Raw genomic sequence first — 15,384 nt, 5'->3', positions numbered from 1 at the left:
GTCTTGGCAGCGTCGGCGGGACAGCACCCCCCTCTGTCCTGCCGGACATCTCCCCCTCAAGGGGGGAGATCAGCAGCTCTGACCATAGCGCCCTGTCTGCAACGCTGCAGATTGGCGAAGGGCGACATGACATCCAATCTCCCCCCTTGAGGGGGAGATGTCCGGCAGGACAGAGGGGGGTGTGACGGAACTCGGCTTTCGCTGCTAACTTCTCAGCTCTTGTCGCGGATCTGCGTCATCGTCCGCGTCGGCGTGATCGCCTCGGGGTCGAGCCTGATTTCGACGATCGCCGGCTTGCCGCTGGCGCGGGCACGCTCGAAGGCAGGGGCAAAATCTGCCGTGTTCTCGACCGTCTCGCCGTGGCCGCCATAGGCGCGGGCAAGAGCGGCAAAGTCAGGGTTCTTCAGATCGGTGGCGACGACACGGCCGGGATAGTCGCGCTCCTGGTGCATGCGGATGGTGCCGTAGATGCCGTTGTTCACGACGATAACGATGATCGGCAGGTCGTATTGCACGGCGGTAGCGAATTCCTGTCCGTTCATCAGGAAGCAGCCGTCGCCGGCAAAGGCGATCACGGTGCGGTCGGGATGGAGCGCCTTGGCGGCAACCGCGGCCGGCGTGCCATAACCCATCGAACCGGAGGTCGGCGCGCCCTGCGTGGCGAAGCGGCGAAAGCGGTGGAAGCGGTGCAGCCAGGTGGCGTAATTGCCGGCGCCGTTGGTGAAAATGGCGTCGTCGGGCAGAACCTTTTCCAGGTAATTCATGATCGGTCCCATCTGGACCGTGCCGGGGCCGGTCTCAGGAGGCGTCGACCAGTCGAGGTAGGCAGCGTGTGCTTTCGCTGTCTCATCCGCCCAGGCTGGCGCGGAGGCTGGCTTGCGCTTGGCGAAGGCTTCGACGAAGGCTGACGGCGCAGCGTTGATCGCCAGGGTCGGCCGGTAGACACGGCCGAGTTCGCCGGCATCGGCATGGACATGGACCAGCGTCTGGTCGGGATAGGGGCTTTTCAGCAACGTGTAGTCGGAGGACGGCATCTCGCCCATGCGGCCGCCGATCAGCAGCACCAGGTCGGCCTGCTTGATGGCGGTGGCCAGCGTCGGGTTGATGCCGATGCCGACATCGCCGGCATAGTTCGGGTGCAGATGGTCGAACAGCATCTGGCGGCGGAAGGAGCAGCCGACCGGCAGCGACCAGGCCTCGGCAATGGTGCGCATACGTGCCACCGCTTCCTCGTCCCAGCGTGTGCCGCCGAGGATGACGAAGGGACGCTTGGCTTTGGCCAGAAGCTTTTCCAAAGCATCGAGTTCGGCTTCGCCGGGCCGGGTTTCGACCGGCGTGTGCGGCAAGGCCGCGGGCGCGTCGACAAGACTGGTCAGCATGTCCTCCGGCAGCGAGACGACGACGGGGCCGGGGCGGCCCGATGTCGCGACAGCAAAGGCGCGGGTGACGAGTTCGGGGATGCGCGCGGCATCGTCGATCTCCACCACCCATTTGGCGATGTCGCCGAAGAAGCGCTTGTAGTTGACCTCCTGGAAAGCCTCGCGCTCCTTGGCGTGGCTGGCGACCTGGCCGATGAACAGGATGACGGGTATCGAATCCTGCATGGCAATGTGAATGCCGGCCGACGCATTGGTGGCGCCGGGGCCGCGGGTGACGAAGCAGATGCCGGGCTGGCCGGTCAGCCGCCCCTGGCAGTCGGCCATCATGGCGGCGCCGCCTTCCTGTCGGCAGACAATGGTGCGGATGGGCGAGTCATGCAATGCGTCGAGCACCGCGAGATAGGATTCGCCGGGCACGCAGAAGATGCGGTCGGTGCCGTTCGCCTCGAGTGCGTCGACAATCAGTTGTCCACCGGTCTTCATCGTCCAGACTTCTCCAGTTCGGCAAGAATTTCTTCGGTATGTTCGCCAAGGCGTGGCGAAGGGCGTTCATAGACCAGCGGTGTGCCGGACATCACCATCGGCGCGCGCACCGAGGGCAGACGATTGCCATGGCCATCGTCGAGGTCGAGGCGCATGCCGCGTGCGATCGTCTGCGGGTCGGCAAACATCTGGCCGATATTGTTGATCGGGCTCGCCGGCACGCTTGCCGCTTCGAGCTTGGCCAGCAACGGGTCTCGGTCCCAGTTCTTCAGCGTCTCGATCATGTGCTCGCGCAATTTCACCCGGTTGGCGACGCGGGCCGGATTGGTGGCGAAATCGGGATTCGCTGAGAGATGGTCGAGTCCGACGGCGGCGCAGAATTTGGCGAACTGGCCGTCATTGCCGACCGCCAGGATGATATGGCCGTCCCTGACCGGGACAACCTCATAGGGCGCAATGTTCATATGCGCATTGCCCATCTGCACCGGCGCCTTGCCGGAGACGAGATAGTTGAGGTTCTGGTTGCCGAGTGCGGAAATCTGCGTGTCGAACAGCGCCATGTCGATATGCTGTCCCTGGCCGGTCTTTTCGGCATGGCGAAGCGCTGCCTGGATGGCGATCACCGAATAGAGGCCGGTGAAGATGTCCGATATGGCGACGCCGGCTTTTTGCGGCTCGCGCCCGACCTCGCCGGTGATCGACATCATGCCGGCCATGGCCTGGATGATGAAATCATAGCCGGCGCGGGGTGCGTAAGGCCCATCCTGGCCGAAGCCGGTGATCGAGCAGTAGACGAGCTTTGGATTGATCGCCTTCAGGCTCTCGTAATCGAGCCCGTATTTCTTGAGGCCGCCGAGCTTGAAGTTCTCGATCAGAATGTCGGCCGTGGCAACCAGCCGGCGCACCGTCTCGGCCCCTTCGGGCGTCGAGAAATCGACGGCGATGGAGCGCTTGCCGCGATTGCAGGAGTGGTAATAGGCGGCCGACAGGTTCTCGCCATCATGGCTCATGACGAAGGGAGGACCCCATTTGCGGGTATCGTCGCCGCCATCGGGGCTCTCGACCTTGATGACATCGGCGCCGAGATCGGCCAGCAATTGTCCTGCCCAGGGGCCGGCCAGGATGCGGGCGAGTTCGACGACGCGGACGCCTTTCAGCGGAGGTTCAGCCATAAATCACCAAAAACGGGTCGGAACCGCAGCCTCTATCAACCCGGGATGCCGCTGTCACGGGCCTTGCGGTGGGCCAGCGATGTCAGCGTTTGAGCACGCTATCGGCCCAGGCAGCGAAATCGTCCATGACGACATCGCGGTTCACCTCGTTCAAGCTTTCGTGGCGGGTGTCGGCGTAAACCTTTGAAACCAGATTCGAAAAGCCCATCGCACGCATGCGCTTGGCGAGATGGTCGATGCCCTTGCCATAGTCGGAGGCCGGATCCTTCTCGCCGCCGACGATGCTGACGGGCAGGTCGCGCCTGATGCCGGCAAAGCCCGCATCCTTGCCGCCTTTCTGCGCCATCTCCACGACATCGCGCCACATCGAGATCGAGGCATCCCAGCCGCACAGCGGGTCGGCAATGTACTTGGCCACTTCAGCCTCGTCGCGCGACAGCCAGTCGAACGGCGTCTTGTGGTTGGGCACCGCCTTGCCCCAGGCCTGGAAGGTCAGTTTGGGCAAGACGCGTGAGGGGACATCGGAGCCGAGCCTGAAGCGCTCATAAGCGAGGATGGCGAGCGCAAGCCGGCCGAGCAAGCCTTGTGAGAAATTGCCGTTCCAGATCGCCGCGGCGTGGACGCGCGGCGAGTGCGCCAGCAGGTAGTTGAGCGCCACCGACGCACCCATCGAATGGCCGAACAGGATGACCGGCAGGCCGGGCTGCTCCCTTGCGATCAAATCGTGGACGGCATCGACATCGGCGATCACCTTGGCCGGGCCGCCTGTGCCGGCGAACCTGCCGAGCGGGGCATCGGGCGCCTTGGTCGCGCCATGGCCGCGATGGTCGTGGACGTAGACATGAAAGCCGCGGGTGCTGAGGTAATCGGCGAAGCGGGCATAGCGCGCCGCATGTTCGGCCAGGCCGTGATTGACCTGGACTACCGCGCGTGGAGAGCCCCCCGCGTGCTTCACATAGAGGTTGAGCGTGGCCCCGGTCGGAGAGGCCAGCGTCGTCTGCTTGTCAAATGCCATGTCTCGCTCCTCGGCGACTGTTGGGCGACGGCGGGACCGACGTCAAGGGGAGGTCGAAATCAGCCGGGGTCACTATTGACAGCTTGCTGTCAATTTGGTTATATGACAGCATACTGTCAAATTACATCGGGAACATGAGTATGAAAACCGTTTCGACCGTTTCGCGCCGCGCGTTTCTGCTGGCGAGCCTTTCATCCGCAATGCTCCTGCCCGGCATTGCTTCCAGCCAGACCAGGGAGATGACCATGAAGACCTCAACCATTGCCGGCCCGCAGGGCCAGCTTGCCGGCTACGACATCAAATCCGGCGACGGCCTGCCCATCCTGTTCGCGCATGGCGACTGCAGCCGCGCCACACAGTGGAACCGGGTGATGCAGCTCACCGCAGGTGGCCGTGAGGCGGTCGCCTTCGATTTTCGCGGCCATGGCGCATCGGCGCCTGCAGCTGATGCCGACTACGGCTATGACGGCCGTGCCGACGATATTGGTGCGGTGGCCGATGCGTTCGGCCTGAAGCGGTTTGTCCTCGTTGCACATAGCGGCGGCAGTGGGGCCGCGCTCGCCTATGCCGCCGGCCATGCCGACCGTGTTGCCGGCATCCTGCTGGTCGATCCGGCGACCGATCCGCGCGCCCTGCCCAAAGAGATTCGCGACGGGTTCGTGCGCGATCTGGCGGGGCCAAACGGCGGCGATGTCCTGAGCGCTTATTACACCTCGATCGCCGGCTCCAACCCAGATGTCCGCAAACAGGTCATCGCCGATGCGGCGGTGGTCGATCCGGCGGCTCGGGCAGGCGTCGGCAAGGCGCTGGCGGAATGGAATCCCGAACCGACGCTCGATGCCTATCACGGGCCGATCTTCGTGCTGGCCACGGAGGCCAATGACAATGCGGCGGCCCTGTTTCGGCTGCGCATCGGAATTGGCCACAGAACCGTCGCCGGTTCCGGCCATTGGGTGATGCTTGACAAGCCGGAGGCGGTGGCTGAAGCCGTCAACACTTTTGTTTCCACCATCGAGGCCGGCCAGAAATGACAAGCAGGACCGAAGCCGGAGATGTGCTCACCGACCTGGTGCTTGCCGTGTTCCGGCTGAATGGCGGGTTTCTCGACGCGGCCGACCGGCTGGCCGAGCCTGCCGGGTTGACGGCGGCGCGCTGGCAGGTTCTGGGCGCGGTGCTGAAGGAGCCGAAATCGGTGGCCGACATTGCCCGCGACATGGGGCTTGCCCGCCAGAGCGTGCAGCGCCTTGCCGACATTCTGGCCGCCGAAGGGCTTGCCGCCTATGCGGACAACCCGGCGCACCGCCGCGCGAAGCTCCTGGCGATGACCGATGCCGGCCGGGCCGCGATCCGGGATATCGGCACGCGCCAGCATGTCTGGGCCAACCGCATCAGCGAGGGCATCGAGGCTCGCGCGCTCGAGACAGCGCTTGATCTGCTGCGTATGTTGACGAAGCGGGTCGAGGAGGGCGGGGTCTGATCGACCGAGCGATTGTTTTTTGCGGCGGACGAAAGAAATCGTAATTCTGACATGTCACACGTTTCTAGCTTGCGCTATGAAACGCTAGGAGTGCTGGAATGCGGATATCGGCGATATGGGGTGCGGTGTTGGTGGCGCTGGCCGGTGTCGGCCTAGCGCGTGCCGATGTGAAGATGAGCGGCTCCTTCGTGGCCGATGCCGCCTGTCCAGCGACGCAGGCGATCAAGAGCGGCAAGAACCCCGGCAATATCGCGACAACGGCTGGACAGAGCTACGACCTCCTGGCCGGCAACAAGGATGCGCCGACGCATTACCTCATCCGCGTGCCGGGCGCCGATCCTGAGCGTCGCTGGGTCAAGATCAGCTGCGGTCATGTCGCCGGCGGCAGCGCAGCCGCCCAGCCGGCCGCGCCCGCCGATCAGGGCAAGCCTGCGGCTTCGGGAAAGCCCGAATATGTCTTTGCGCTGAGTTGGCAGCCGGCCTTCTGCGAAACCAAGGCAAGCAAGCCCGAATGCCAGGCGCAGACGGCGGGCGGTTTCGACGCGTCGCATTTCACTTTGCATGGTCTGTGGCCGCAACCGAACGGCAATTTCTATTGCCAGGTGCCGGCGAGCGACAAGGCCAATGATAATCCGGCCCATTGGGCCGACCTGCCGCCGGTCAACCTCGATGCCAATACGCGCGCCGAACTCGACCAGGTGATGCCTGGCACCGCCTCCAAGCTCGAACGGCATGAATGGATCAAGCACGGCACCTGCTACGGCAAGAGCCAGCAGGAGTATTTTGCCGAGGCGCTGAACCTGATGCGGGCGGTGAATGCCTCGCCTGTGCGCGAGCTCTTCACCAGGAACGTCGGCAAGCAACTGACTTCGGACCAGATCCGCAGCACCTTCGACAGCGCCTTCGGCGCCGGGGCGGGCGCGCGGGTGCGTGTCTCCTGCCTGGTCGATCCGTCGAGCGGCAGGCGGCTGATCGGCGAGCTGACGCTGGGCCTGACCGGCCCGATCGGCCCCGACAGTTCGCTGGGCACTCTCATGCTCGCCTCGGCGCCGACGACCAAGGCGGGCTGTCCGAAGGGTTCGGTCGATGCGGCCGGGTTCCAGTAGATATCCGTCTGTCGCTTGGCACTGACGCGGTGATATGGTCTGGATGTGTTTCATTCGGCGGGGGTGGCGATGAGTGGCATGACATCAGGCGCGCTGGCGCGGCTGGCTTTCTGGGCCAGGGGGATGACCGCCATAAAAGACGGCCGCATGGAATGGCCGGGCTTTTCCTATACCGATGCCGAGTGGGCGCGCATGCGCGTGCTTGCCGCGCCGATCGGGGCAAGCCGCTACCAGCTGTTCACTTGGGTCAACGCCGCGATCTTCATCGCCATTGCCGCGCTCGGCATCGTCTGTGTCTTCCTGCCGCTGGCGACACTTTTGTTTCCGGTGCCGGCCGACACCAGCGCGCTCAAATTCTCGGCTCTGCTGGCGGCGTGTGCCTTTCTCATAATCGGGCTCGGCTTGCCGATCTCCATGCGCCTGTCGAGCGCGTTGGCCATCTCCCGGGAGATGCGCGCCGGTCTTGTCGGCGAAGCCGGTGACGAAGCGCTGGCAGCAAAAGTGTCTTGGCAGATCAACCGCATCATGCTGGTCATGTGCGGCCTGCTGGTGCCCGGCATTCTGTTGTTCATCGCTTATGACATCGACGCCAGTCCGATCATCACCACGCTGAAATGGCTGGCCATCGCGCTGATAGCCGTTTCAGTTGCGGTCGGCGCGTTGCAGCAGCGCAAGCGGAGCTGACAACCTTATCCGCTGACGCCACGTGTGGACAATGTCCAGGCACTGAGGTCTTCGGCATCGTCATGCGCTTCGCCGACGACGCGGTCACGCCCGGTGGATTTGGCCCTGTAGAGACGCTCGTCGGCAAGGGCGAAGAGATCGGCAAGCGAGCCTACGGTCTCATCGACAGTGGCGATGCCGGCGCTGACGCTGATGTCGAACCGGTTTGCGCACGTCTTGACGGCCTGGCGAATGTTTTCGCCGAGCAATCTGGCGACCGCATGCGGTTGCGAGCAAAGGATGGCGAACTCCTCGCCGCCGATCCTGAAAACCTGATCGTGCGCGCCGGCCGCCTGGGTCAGCACCTGGGCGATCGATCTCAGCACCCTGTCGCCCTCGGCATGGCCGAAGCGATCGTTGATCGACTTGAAATGGTCGACGTCGACGATCAGCAGGCTGAGCGGCTGGGCCGTGCGCAGGCTGACAGCAACCAGACGTTCGCCGTCGCTGTCAAAGCGTCCCCTGTGCAAGAGGCCGGTGAGGCCGTCGCGGCCGACATGTTCGACCAGGGCTTCGTAGCGCTCGCGATAGGTCAACGTGTCGAAGACGTCGGACAGCCCGCGGGGTGCCACGACCTGACGCGTTTCGAACCATCTGAGGTAGGCGACAAGCATGGCGCTGTAGGCAAAAGCGGCACCCATCTTGGCCAACCAGCCGCCGAAGAAGACCGCAATCGGTGCGCCTGCGACGAAATGCAGGGCGGTGAAAAATCCGGCCTGGTCGAAGGTGAGCACGCAGGCGACGCAAATCAGGATGCGGGAGAACGGCGCCTTGCGCAGATAACGCCCGAGCTTTTCGTAAAGCAGGATGATCAGGATGGCGTCGATGAAGAGCAGCGTCGTGCCCCACACCATCAGCCAGCCCAACTGGTCGATGAAACCGATATCGGGAAGCTTGCCGTCGGAAAGGGCTGAAATATCGTGCAGGCGCAGGATCAGGACCAGCCCGATCATCAAGGCGTTGCCGAGCAAAAGGCCATAGATCGGCTGGCGCACCGTGGCCGCATCTTCCTTCATGTAGAGCAGAAGCAGCATCACCAGCTTGCCGGAAAACAGCACCGCCGAGCCTGGCGAGACCATGCCGAAGGGCAGGGCGACATAGAAGACGCTGGCGAGATAGGTTTCGAGGAAATGCATGGCGCCCAGCGCGCAGACGAAGACGCCGAGGCCGATGCGATCCCTGAAGCGGAACAGCGTGACCATGACGCTGAAGTAGACGACCGCTTCGGCAAGGAGCAGGAAACTGTTCAGCACTACCTTCGGTCCGATCTCTACTTTCGATCGCGACAGGCCAGCGATCGATCCTGTTTTGACGCTGAAGGGTTAACCGGGGATTTCAACGCTCCCTACAACCGGCGGAAAACTTAACGTGCGGTGTACACCCGGCTTGAAATGGCAAAAGCGATTGCCGTTCGGCCCGGCATCGCCTACATAGCGGCCAACCTCCATTCAATCCGACATTTTCGGTCAATCATCAAGGAAAGCGCGCGTGGCACGCCAGTTCATCTATCACATGGCCGGCCTCAACAAGGCCTATGGCACCAAGAAGGTGCTTGAGAATGTCCATCTCTCCTTCTATCCCGACGCCAAGATCGGCATCCTCGGCCCCAACGGCTCGGGCAAGTCGACGATCCTCAAGATCATGGCCGGGCTCGACAAGGAGTGGAACGGCGAAGCTTGGCTCGCCGAAGGCGCCACCGTCGGCTATCTCGCGCAGGAGCCGGCGCTCGATGCCAACAAGACGGTGTTCGAGAACATCATGGAAGGTGTCGCCGCCAAGACCGCCATCATCGAGCGCTACAACGAATTGATGATGAACTACTCCGACGAGACGGCCGATGAGTCCGCCAAGCTCCAGGACGAGATGGACCGGCTCAATTTGTGGGATCTCGAACAGCAGGTCGAGATGGCGATGGAAGCGCTGGGCTGCCCGCCCAAGGATTCCGAAGTCACCAAGCTTTCGGGCGGTGAGCGCCGCCGCGTCGCGCTCTGCCAGTTGCTGCTGCGTCAGCCCGACCTCTTGCTGCTCGACGAACCGACCAACCATCTCGACGCCGAAACCACGGCGTGGCTCGAAAAGCATCTGCGCGCCTATCCGGGCGCCGTGATGATCATCACCCACGATCGCTACTTCCTCGACAATGTCACGGGATGGATCCTCGAGCTCGATCGCGGCCGCGGCATTCCCTATGAGGGCAACTACACCAAATACCTCGAAGCCAAGGCCAAGCGCCTCAAGCAGGAAGGTCGCGAGGACGACGCCCGCCAGCGCGCTATCGGCCGCGAGCGCGAGTGGATCCAGTCCAGCCCGAAAGCCCGCCAGACCAAGTCCAAGGCGCGTATCCAGGCGTTCCAGGACCTGCTGGATGCAGCCGACAAGCGGCGTCCGAGCGATACGCAGATCGTCATTCCGCATGGCGAGCGGCTCGGCAATGTGGTGATCGAGGCGGAAGGCTTGTCGAAGGGCTTTGGCGACACGCTGTTGATCGAGGGTCTGGAGTTCAAACTGCCGCCGGGCGGCATCGTTGGCGTTATCGGGCCGAACGGCGCCGGCAAGACGACGCTGTTCCGCATGATCACCGGCCAGGAAACGCCGGATGCCGGCTCTGTCCGCATCGGCGAAACGGTGAAGCTCGGCTATGTCGACCAGAGCCGCGATGCGCTCGATCCGTCAAAGACGGTGTGGGAGGAGATTTCCGGCGGCGCAGAAGTGGTCAAGCTCGGCAAGTTCGAGGCCAACACGCGCGCCTATTGCGCGTCGTTCAACTTCCGTGGTGGGGACCAGCAGCAGAAGGTCGGCAACCTCTCCGGCGGCCAGCGCAATCGCGTGCATTTGGCAAAGATGCTGAAGACCGGCGGCAATGTGCTGCTGCTCGACGAACCGACCAACGACCTTGACACGGAAACGCTGGCGGCGCTCGAAGACGCGCTGGAAAACTTTGGCGGCTGCGCCGTCATCATCTCGCACGATCGTATGTTCCTCGACCGTCTGGCCACCCACATCCTGGCCTTTGAAGGTGACAGTCATGTCGAATGGTTCGAGGGCAATTTCGAGGATTATGAGCAGGACAAGATCCGCCGGCTCGGCCCCGAGGCCGTCAACCCGCACAGGATGACGTACAAGAGGCTGACGCGGTAGGGCTGCGGCGATCCGTTGCAGGCGGTGTGCGTTTGACCTAAATTGATCGGATGGAGTCGTCCATGATCACAGTCAAACTGCCGCAAAAAGCCGAGAAACTGCTGGCCGAAATGGCCAAGGCCAGCGGTCGCACCGCCGACCAGGTTGCAGCCGAAGCGATCCTCGAGGCCATCGAAGATTGGCACGACGCCGCAATTGCGGACGAACGCCTGAGAGATGATGACGGTGTGCGCATTCCGCTGGATGAAGTGATCCGGAAGCTCGAACGTCGTGAAGCCGAGGAGCGTCGCAAGAAGCCTGCCGCTGAATGACCTGGCGTGTCGAGTTCACGCCGCGCGCCGAGAAAGACATCGAACGGCTTTCGACGAAAGATCAACGGCGCATCCTGGAGTTCCTGAATCAGAGAGTTTCAGCGCATCCCAATCCGAGAGCCCTTGCCAAGCGCCTGACGGGCACAAAGGAAGAAGCTTGGCGGTTTCGTGTCGGTGACCACAGGATCATTACTCAGTTCCAGGACAGCCGGCTTGTCGTGCTGGTCGTGGAGGTTGGCAACCGTCGTGAGGTTTATCGATGAACAGCACAGCCGCAAAACCTGACTGGTCCGCCGCCCAATATCTGAAATTCGAGGATGAGCGGACGCGGCCCGCGCGCGATCTTGTTGCGCAGGTGCCGGTGGATTTCCCGCGCCGGGTGGTCGACATCGGCTGCGGCCCGGGTAATTCGACCGAGCTGCTGGTCGAGCGCTGGCCGGATGCTGATATCAGCGGCTTCGACACCTCTCCCGACATGATCGAGAAGGCGAAGGCGCGCCTGCCCAGCGTCAATTTCGACCTCGCCGATGTCTCGACATGGCGACCGGCCGAGCCGGTCAACGTCATCTTCGCCAACGCGGTATTCCAGTGGCTGCCCACCCACCCGGTAGTGTTCCAGCGGCTGATGGGCTTTCTCGCCCCCGGTGGCGCGCTCGCCGTCCAGATGCCCGACAATCTGCTTGAGCCGTCGCATCAGGTGATGCGCGAGACGGCCGCCGAAATGCCGTTCGCCGCCAAGATGGCAGGTGCTGCGCGCGGACCGCTGCCGGCGGTGTCGTTCTATTATGATCTCTTGTCGCCGCTCTCCGACCGGGTGGATATCTGGCATACGGCCTACAATCATCCGCTGACCGACGCCGAGGCGATCGTCGAATGGGTGAAGTCGACGGGGCTGAAGCCTTTCCTCGATCCGCTGGACGCCGGCGAGCGCAAAATCTTCCTCGACAGCTACACGGCCAAAATCGCCAAGGCCTATCCGAAGACCGCAAACGGCAAGGTGCTGCTGCGCTTCCCGCGCATTTTCATCGTCGCCAAGCGGGCCGGCTAGCACTCCCGATGACATCCGGCCACAGCCTGTGGTTTAAGCCGGCGTAAACCGGTGGGGTGAGAAAAGTGTTGTGTCGCGCCCCCTGGTCGTTCACATGAGAACGACAACGCCTGCGCATGGACGGACTGGATATGCATCGCGTCATCATCAGCGGCATTGGCGTTGAAATCCCTGAAGCCAAGATCACCAATGAAGAACTGGTCGCCAGCTTCAACGCCTGGGTCGACACCGAGAATGCGCGCCGGCAAGGCACGGATGAGACGCTGCTGCAGAAATCCGACAGCGCCTTCATCGTCCATGCCTCGGGCGTCCAGACCCGCCATGTGATCGAGCGCGAAGGCATTCTCGATCCGACCCGCATGGCGCCGCGCATTCCGGCGCGGCCCGATGATGCGCTGTCGCTGCAGGCCGAGTTTGGAGTGGCCGCGGCCCGGAAGGCGCTCGACCATGCCGGCCTGAAGCCGTCCGACATCGACCTGGTGATCTGCTCGGCCTCGCACCAGCAACGGCCCTATCCGGCGATCGCCATCGAAATGCAGGAGGCGCTGGGCACCAAGGGCGCCGGCTTCGACATGGGGCTTGGTTGTTCATCGGCCGCGGCCGCCTTGCACATTGCGGCCAATCTGGTCCGGGCGGGCGCGCACAAGCGCGTGCTGGTGGTCACGCCGGAGATCATCACCGGCCATCTCAATTTCCGCGACCGGCAGACGCATTTCATCTTCGGCGATGCATCGGTGGCGATGGTGGTCGAGGGGCTGGGCGAGGGCGAGAGGCGGCCGGGGCGTTTCGAGGTGCTGGACACGCGCACCTGGACGCAGATGTCGAACAATATCCGCACCAATCTGGGCTATCACACCCGCACCGCCCAGGACGATCCTTACATGATCAACCTCGAAGGCAATCTGATCAAACAGGTCGGCAACAAGGTGTTCAAGGAAGTCACCGTCGCCGGCCACAAATTCATTGTCGAATTCCTCGCCGAGCACGGGCTGACGCCGCAAGCCATCAGGCGATTCTGGCTGCATCAGGCCAATGCGCGAATGAACGCCATGATCCTGAAACTGGCCTTCGGCCACGAGGTCGACCATGACCGCGCGCCGATGGTGCTGGAGCGGCTCGGCAACACCGCCGGCGCTGGCGCCATCATCGCGCTGTCGGAAAACCACGCCGACATGAAGCCCGGCGATTTCGGCGTGCTGTGCGCCTTCGGCGCCGGCTATTCGATCGGTGGCGCGCTTTTGCGGATGCTGTAATCAGGCCGGCATGAACGGCACCAGCATCGGTACGCTGCGGGCATAGTCATCATAGGCGTTGCCGAGTTCTCCGCGCAGAAAGCGTTCCTCCAGCCTTGCCTTCATGACGATGCCGATGGTGAGAAGAATCGCGCCGGCGATTCCCCAGACCGTGCCTTTGGCCGCCATTGTGGCAAGCATCGCCAGAAGCAGTCCGGTATAGATCGGGTGGCGGACCATTCTGTAGGGACCGGTGTCGACGACACGGTGCTCGGCCTTGGCCGTCACCGAAGCCGACCAGAGACGGCCGAGATGCAACCGCGCCCACCAGGCGAACAACAGGCCAACGGCAACAAGCCCTGCGCAGATCCACGCTTCGGCAAGGGTCGGAAACCAGAATCGCAGCCGGCCGGCATAGCCATGCGCGGGAATGAACAGCAGCACCGCGCCGATCAACCACAAAGCGCGATAGCGAAGCTCCTCCTGGATGCCGGCACGCTTTTTCGCCGGGTCGGCCCAGAAGGCGGCTAGAAACCAGGACACGACCCAGATCAGCCAAAGCAGCGCGATTGCAGTCCCGGGACGCATGGAAACCTCCGCAGACTTGTCTCACCATGAGGCCGGTGCAGCACGGCGGCAATGCGGCGCAGTACGATAGGATATGCGATCCGCGGTAAGAAGATCGTGATCGGCTGCCATCAGCCCGCTTGATCGGATCATCATTGCTTTGGACTGGACCGGGCTCATGGCTATCGCTAATGCCGCCTTGCACAAGGAGTAAGCCATGCTGGATCTTTTCCCTGAGGCTCCGATCGAGATCATTTCAGCGCGAAAACTCGTAGCCAGGGTGACGGCGCTCTACGCCGCACCGTCGAATCACTTCCAGACGCGCCCGGTGGAAGCATTGCAGCTCGGTTTCGAAGGCATCGACGGCGACTTCCACGCCGGCGCCACCCGTCGTTCCGGCGGTCGCGAACCCTGGTATCCGCGCGGCACCGAAATCCGCAACGAGCGGCAGATATCAATCGTAGCAGCGAATGAACTCGGCGTCGTTGCCGAGCGGATGGGGCTGGCCGAGATCAAGCCGGAATGGATCGGCGCCAATCTGCTGATCGAAGGCGTGCCGCATCTCTCGATGCTGCCGTCAGGCACGCTGCTGTTCTTTAGAGGTGGCGTGACGATCAAGGTTGATGCGCAGAACGGGCCTTGCCGGCTTGCTGGACGTTCGATCGCCGAAAACGCCGGGATGGCCGATCGGGAGGCCGGCGCGCTGGCCTTCCCGAAGGCGGCGAAACGGCTGCGCGGCCTCGTTGCCTGGGTCGAGAAACCGGGTCGTATGACAACAGGGGAAGAGATCTCGGTGCGCGTGCCCGAGCAGTGGATTTATCGATCCTAGCACCGGGCTAGGGCACGGGCTGCGCCGCCGGGGCGACGCAGCCGAATTTCAAGACGCGCTCAGGCCGCCTTGCGGTTCTTCTTGGCGCCCTGCGCCTCGACGGAAAGGTGGTCCCACTTTTCCCAAAGCGCGATGCGGTTGGCGTATTCCTGCTTGATCATCGGCAGGCCACCATCGCCGAAGAAGACGCGCAGCGGCGGCTCGGCCGCGTCGACGATTTCAAGCATCGCCGGTCCGGTGGCCTCGGGGTCGCCGGCGACCGAGTTGGCGCGGCGTTCCGCCATCTTGGCGCGGGCCGGCGCGTAAGCCTCGATCGCTTTGGAGACCTTGGCCGAGGCGCCGGACCAATCGGTGGAGAAGCCTCCCGGTTCGACAAGCGTCACATGGATGCCGAATTCGGCGACCTCGATGCTGAGCGACTGGCTGAAGGCTTCGAGCGCCCATTTCGAGGCATGGTAAAGGCCGAGCGACGCAAAGGCGTTGACGCCGCCGATCGACGAGATCTGGATGATATGGCCGGAGCCCTGCGCCCGCATGATCGGCAAAGCCGCCTGGGTGACCCAGAGCGCGCCGAACACATTGGTTTCGATCTGGTCGCGGGCTTCCTGTTCGCTGACTTCCTCGATGGCGCCGAAATGGCCATAGCCGGCATTGTTGATGGCGACGTCGAGCCGGCCAAAGCGCTTGTGCGCCTCGGCGATGGCCGCATCGACAGCCTTCTTGTCGGTGACGTCGAGCTTGATCGCGGCGACATTATCGCCGTATTTCGCGACGAGATCGGCGAGCGTGCCGGCATCGCGCGCGGTTGCGGCGACACGGTCGCCGCGGGCGAGTGCGGCCTCGGCCCAGACTCGGCCAAAGCCTTTCGACGATCCGGTGATGAACCAAACCTTGCTTGTCATGA

The 15,384-nt window shown here is 63.3% G+C and carries 16 protein-coding genes; 10 read left to right on the top strand and 6 right to left on the bottom strand.

Features of this window, described 5'->3' with window-relative positions; translation table 11 throughout:
* Positions 1–212: 212 nt before the first annotated feature.
* The 3 genes from AC3EML_RS24925 to AC3EML_RS24915 all read right to left on the bottom strand — a co-directional run bounded on the left by AC3EML_RS24925 (position 213) and on the right by AC3EML_RS24915 (position 4,049).
* Positions 213–1,862 (bottom strand): thiamine pyrophosphate-binding protein, encoded by a 1,650-nt coding sequence (locus AC3EML_RS24925; protein WP_023735984.1) that lies wholly within the window; start codon positions 1,860–1,862, stop codon positions 213–215.
* A complete protein-coding gene (locus AC3EML_RS24920; protein WP_023668227.1) occupies positions 1,859–3,034 on the bottom strand; it encodes a CaiB/BaiF CoA transferase family protein in 1,176 nt (391 codons plus the stop codon). Before AC3EML_RS24920 ends, AC3EML_RS24925 begins: the two co-directional genes overlap by 4 nt.
* An 82-nt stretch (positions 3,035–3,116) precedes the next feature.
* Positions 3,117–4,049 carry an alpha/beta fold hydrolase gene (locus tag AC3EML_RS24915; protein ID WP_023735983.1) on the bottom strand — a complete coding sequence of 311 codons (933 nt, stop codon included), beginning with the start codon at positions 4,047–4,049 and terminating at the stop codon, positions 3,117–3,119.
* A gap of 140 nt (positions 4,050–4,189) precedes the next feature.
* Here AC3EML_RS24915 and AC3EML_RS24910 point away from each other — a divergent pair, with 140 nt between their 5' ends.
* From AC3EML_RS24910 to AC3EML_RS24895, 4 genes are all read left to right on the top strand, one after another.
* Positions 4,190–5,080, top strand: a complete 891-nt coding sequence (locus tag AC3EML_RS24910; RefSeq protein ID WP_352522198.1) for an alpha/beta fold hydrolase — start codon at positions 4,190–4,192, stop codon at positions 5,078–5,080.
* The gene (locus tag AC3EML_RS24905; RefSeq protein ID WP_023729370.1) at positions 5,077–5,526 is read left to right on the top strand and encodes a MarR family winged helix-turn-helix transcriptional regulator; all 450 of its coding nucleotides are present in this window, start codon (positions 5,077–5,079) and stop codon (positions 5,524–5,526) included. The genes AC3EML_RS24910 and AC3EML_RS24905 overlap by 4 nt, the downstream gene beginning before the upstream one ends.
* A gap of 98 nt (positions 5,527–5,624) precedes the next feature.
* Positions 5,625–6,632 (top strand): ribonuclease T2 family protein, encoded by a 1,008-nt coding sequence (locus tag AC3EML_RS24900; RefSeq protein ID WP_023733088.1) that lies wholly within the window; start codon positions 5,625–5,627, stop codon positions 6,630–6,632.
* Positions 6,633–6,701: 69 nt separating this feature from the next.
* On the top strand, positions 6,702–7,316 hold the full coding sequence (locus AC3EML_RS24895) for a hypothetical protein (RefSeq protein ID WP_156937167.1): 615 nt from the start codon (positions 6,702–6,704) through the stop codon (positions 7,314–7,316).
* Positions 7,317–7,321: 5 nt separating this feature from the next.
* Here AC3EML_RS24895 and AC3EML_RS24890 read toward each other — a convergent pair whose 3' ends face one another.
* Positions 7,322–8,608, bottom strand: coding sequence for a GGDEF domain-containing protein (locus AC3EML_RS24890; RefSeq protein ID WP_352522199.1), 1,287 nt, complete (start codon positions 8,606–8,608; stop codon positions 7,322–7,324).
* A gap of 235 nt (positions 8,609–8,843) precedes the next feature.
* On the opposite strand from AC3EML_RS24890, the gene ettA reads away from it, so the two are divergent.
* The 5 genes from ettA (at position 8,844) to AC3EML_RS24865 (ending at position 13,105) form a co-directional block, all read left to right on the top strand.
* Complete coding sequence (gene ettA / locus AC3EML_RS24885) at positions 8,844–10,493, top strand: energy-dependent translational throttle protein EttA (RefSeq protein WP_023688009.1); 1,650 nt, start codon at positions 8,844–8,846, stop codon at positions 10,491–10,493.
* 62 nt (positions 10,494–10,555) lie between these two features.
* A complete protein-coding gene (locus AC3EML_RS24880; RefSeq protein WP_023668236.1) occupies positions 10,556–10,804 on the top strand; it encodes a DUF6290 family protein in 249 nt (82 codons plus the stop codon).
* A complete protein-coding gene (locus tag AC3EML_RS24875; protein WP_023668237.1) occupies positions 10,801–11,067 on the top strand; it encodes a type II toxin-antitoxin system RelE family toxin in 267 nt (88 codons plus the stop codon). Before AC3EML_RS24880 ends, AC3EML_RS24875 begins: the two co-directional genes overlap by 4 nt.
* A complete protein-coding gene (gene tam / locus AC3EML_RS24870; protein WP_023690849.1) occupies positions 11,064–11,852 on the top strand; it encodes a trans-aconitate 2-methyltransferase in 789 nt (262 codons plus the stop codon). Before AC3EML_RS24875 ends, tam begins: the two co-directional genes overlap by 4 nt.
* Before the next feature lie 131 nt (positions 11,853–11,983).
* Positions 11,984–13,105, top strand: a complete 1,122-nt coding sequence (locus tag AC3EML_RS24865) for a beta-ketoacyl-ACP synthase III (RefSeq protein WP_023668239.1) — start codon at positions 11,984–11,986, stop codon at positions 13,103–13,105.
* Here the strand turns inward: AC3EML_RS24865 and AC3EML_RS24860 are convergent, their stop codons facing one another.
* Positions 13,106–13,672, bottom strand: a complete 567-nt coding sequence (locus AC3EML_RS24860) for a methyltransferase family protein (RefSeq protein WP_023668240.1) — start codon at positions 13,670–13,672, stop codon at positions 13,106–13,108. It lies immediately after the preceding gene.
* A gap of 196 nt (positions 13,673–13,868) precedes the next feature.
* On the opposite strand from AC3EML_RS24860, the gene AC3EML_RS24855 reads away from it, so the two are divergent.
* Positions 13,869–14,480, top strand: coding sequence for an MOSC domain-containing protein (locus AC3EML_RS24855; protein ID WP_023753072.1), 612 nt, complete (start codon positions 13,869–13,871; stop codon positions 14,478–14,480).
* A gap of 59 nt (positions 14,481–14,539) precedes the next feature.
* Here the strand turns inward: AC3EML_RS24855 and AC3EML_RS24850 are convergent, their stop codons facing one another.
* Positions 14,540–15,382 carry an SDR family oxidoreductase gene (locus AC3EML_RS24850; protein WP_023688012.1) on the bottom strand — a complete coding sequence of 281 codons (843 nt, stop codon included), beginning with the start codon at positions 15,380–15,382 and terminating at the stop codon, positions 14,540–14,542.
* Positions 15,383–15,384 lie beyond the last annotated feature (2 nt).

It is taken from the genome of Mesorhizobium sp. P170090, from assembly GCF_057786115.1.
The sequence above is the reverse complement of the archived record's forward strand: the minus strand, read 5'-3'. Positions and strand labels throughout refer to the sequence as shown.

Bases quoted from the DNA above. Each gene is read 5' to 3' on its own strand.
- AC3EML_RS24910 (WP_352522198.1), top strand. From the start codon at position 4,190: ATGAAAACCGTTTCGACCGTTTCGCGCCGCGCGTTTCTGCTGGCGAGC.
- AC3EML_RS24860 (WP_023668240.1), bottom strand. From the start codon at position 13,672: ATGCGTCCCGGGACTGCAATCGCGCTGCTTTGGCTGATCTGGGTCGTG.
- AC3EML_RS24880 (WP_023668236.1), top strand. From the start codon at position 10,556: ATGATCACAGTCAAACTGCCGCAAAAAGCCGAGAAACTGCTGGCCGAA.
- AC3EML_RS24905 (WP_023729370.1), top strand. From the start codon at position 5,077: ATGACAAGCAGGACCGAAGCCGGAGATGTGCTCACCGACCTGGTGCTT.
- AC3EML_RS24855 (WP_023753072.1), top strand. From the start codon at position 13,869: ATGCTGGATCTTTTCCCTGAGGCTCCGATCGAGATCATTTCAGCGCGA.
- AC3EML_RS24895 (WP_156937167.1), top strand. From the start codon at position 6,702: ATGAGTGGCATGACATCAGGCGCGCTGGCGCGGCTGGCTTTCTGGGCC.
- AC3EML_RS24920 (WP_023668227.1), bottom strand. From the start codon at position 3,034: ATGGCTGAACCTCCGCTGAAAGGCGTCCGCGTCGTCGAACTCGCCCGC.
- tam (WP_023690849.1), top strand. From the start codon at position 11,064: ATGAACAGCACAGCCGCAAAACCTGACTGGTCCGCCGCCCAATATCTG.
- AC3EML_RS24865 (WP_023668239.1), top strand. From the start codon at position 11,984: ATGCATCGCGTCATCATCAGCGGCATTGGCGTTGAAATCCCTGAAGCC.
- AC3EML_RS24900 (WP_023733088.1), top strand. From the start codon at position 5,625: ATGCGGATATCGGCGATATGGGGTGCGGTGTTGGTGGCGCTGGCCGGT.
- AC3EML_RS24915 (WP_023735983.1), bottom strand. From the start codon at position 4,049: ATGGCATTTGACAAGCAGACGACGCTGGCCTCTCCGACCGGGGCCACG.
- AC3EML_RS24875 (WP_023668237.1), top strand. From the start codon at position 10,801: ATGACCTGGCGTGTCGAGTTCACGCCGCGCGCCGAGAAAGACATCGAA.
- AC3EML_RS24850 (WP_023688012.1), bottom strand. From the start codon at position 15,382: ATGACAAGCAAGGTTTGGTTCATCACCGGATCGTCGAAAGGCTTTGGC.
- AC3EML_RS24925 (WP_023735984.1), bottom strand. From the start codon at position 1,862: ATGAAGACCGGTGGACAACTGATTGTCGACGCACTCGAGGCGAACGGC.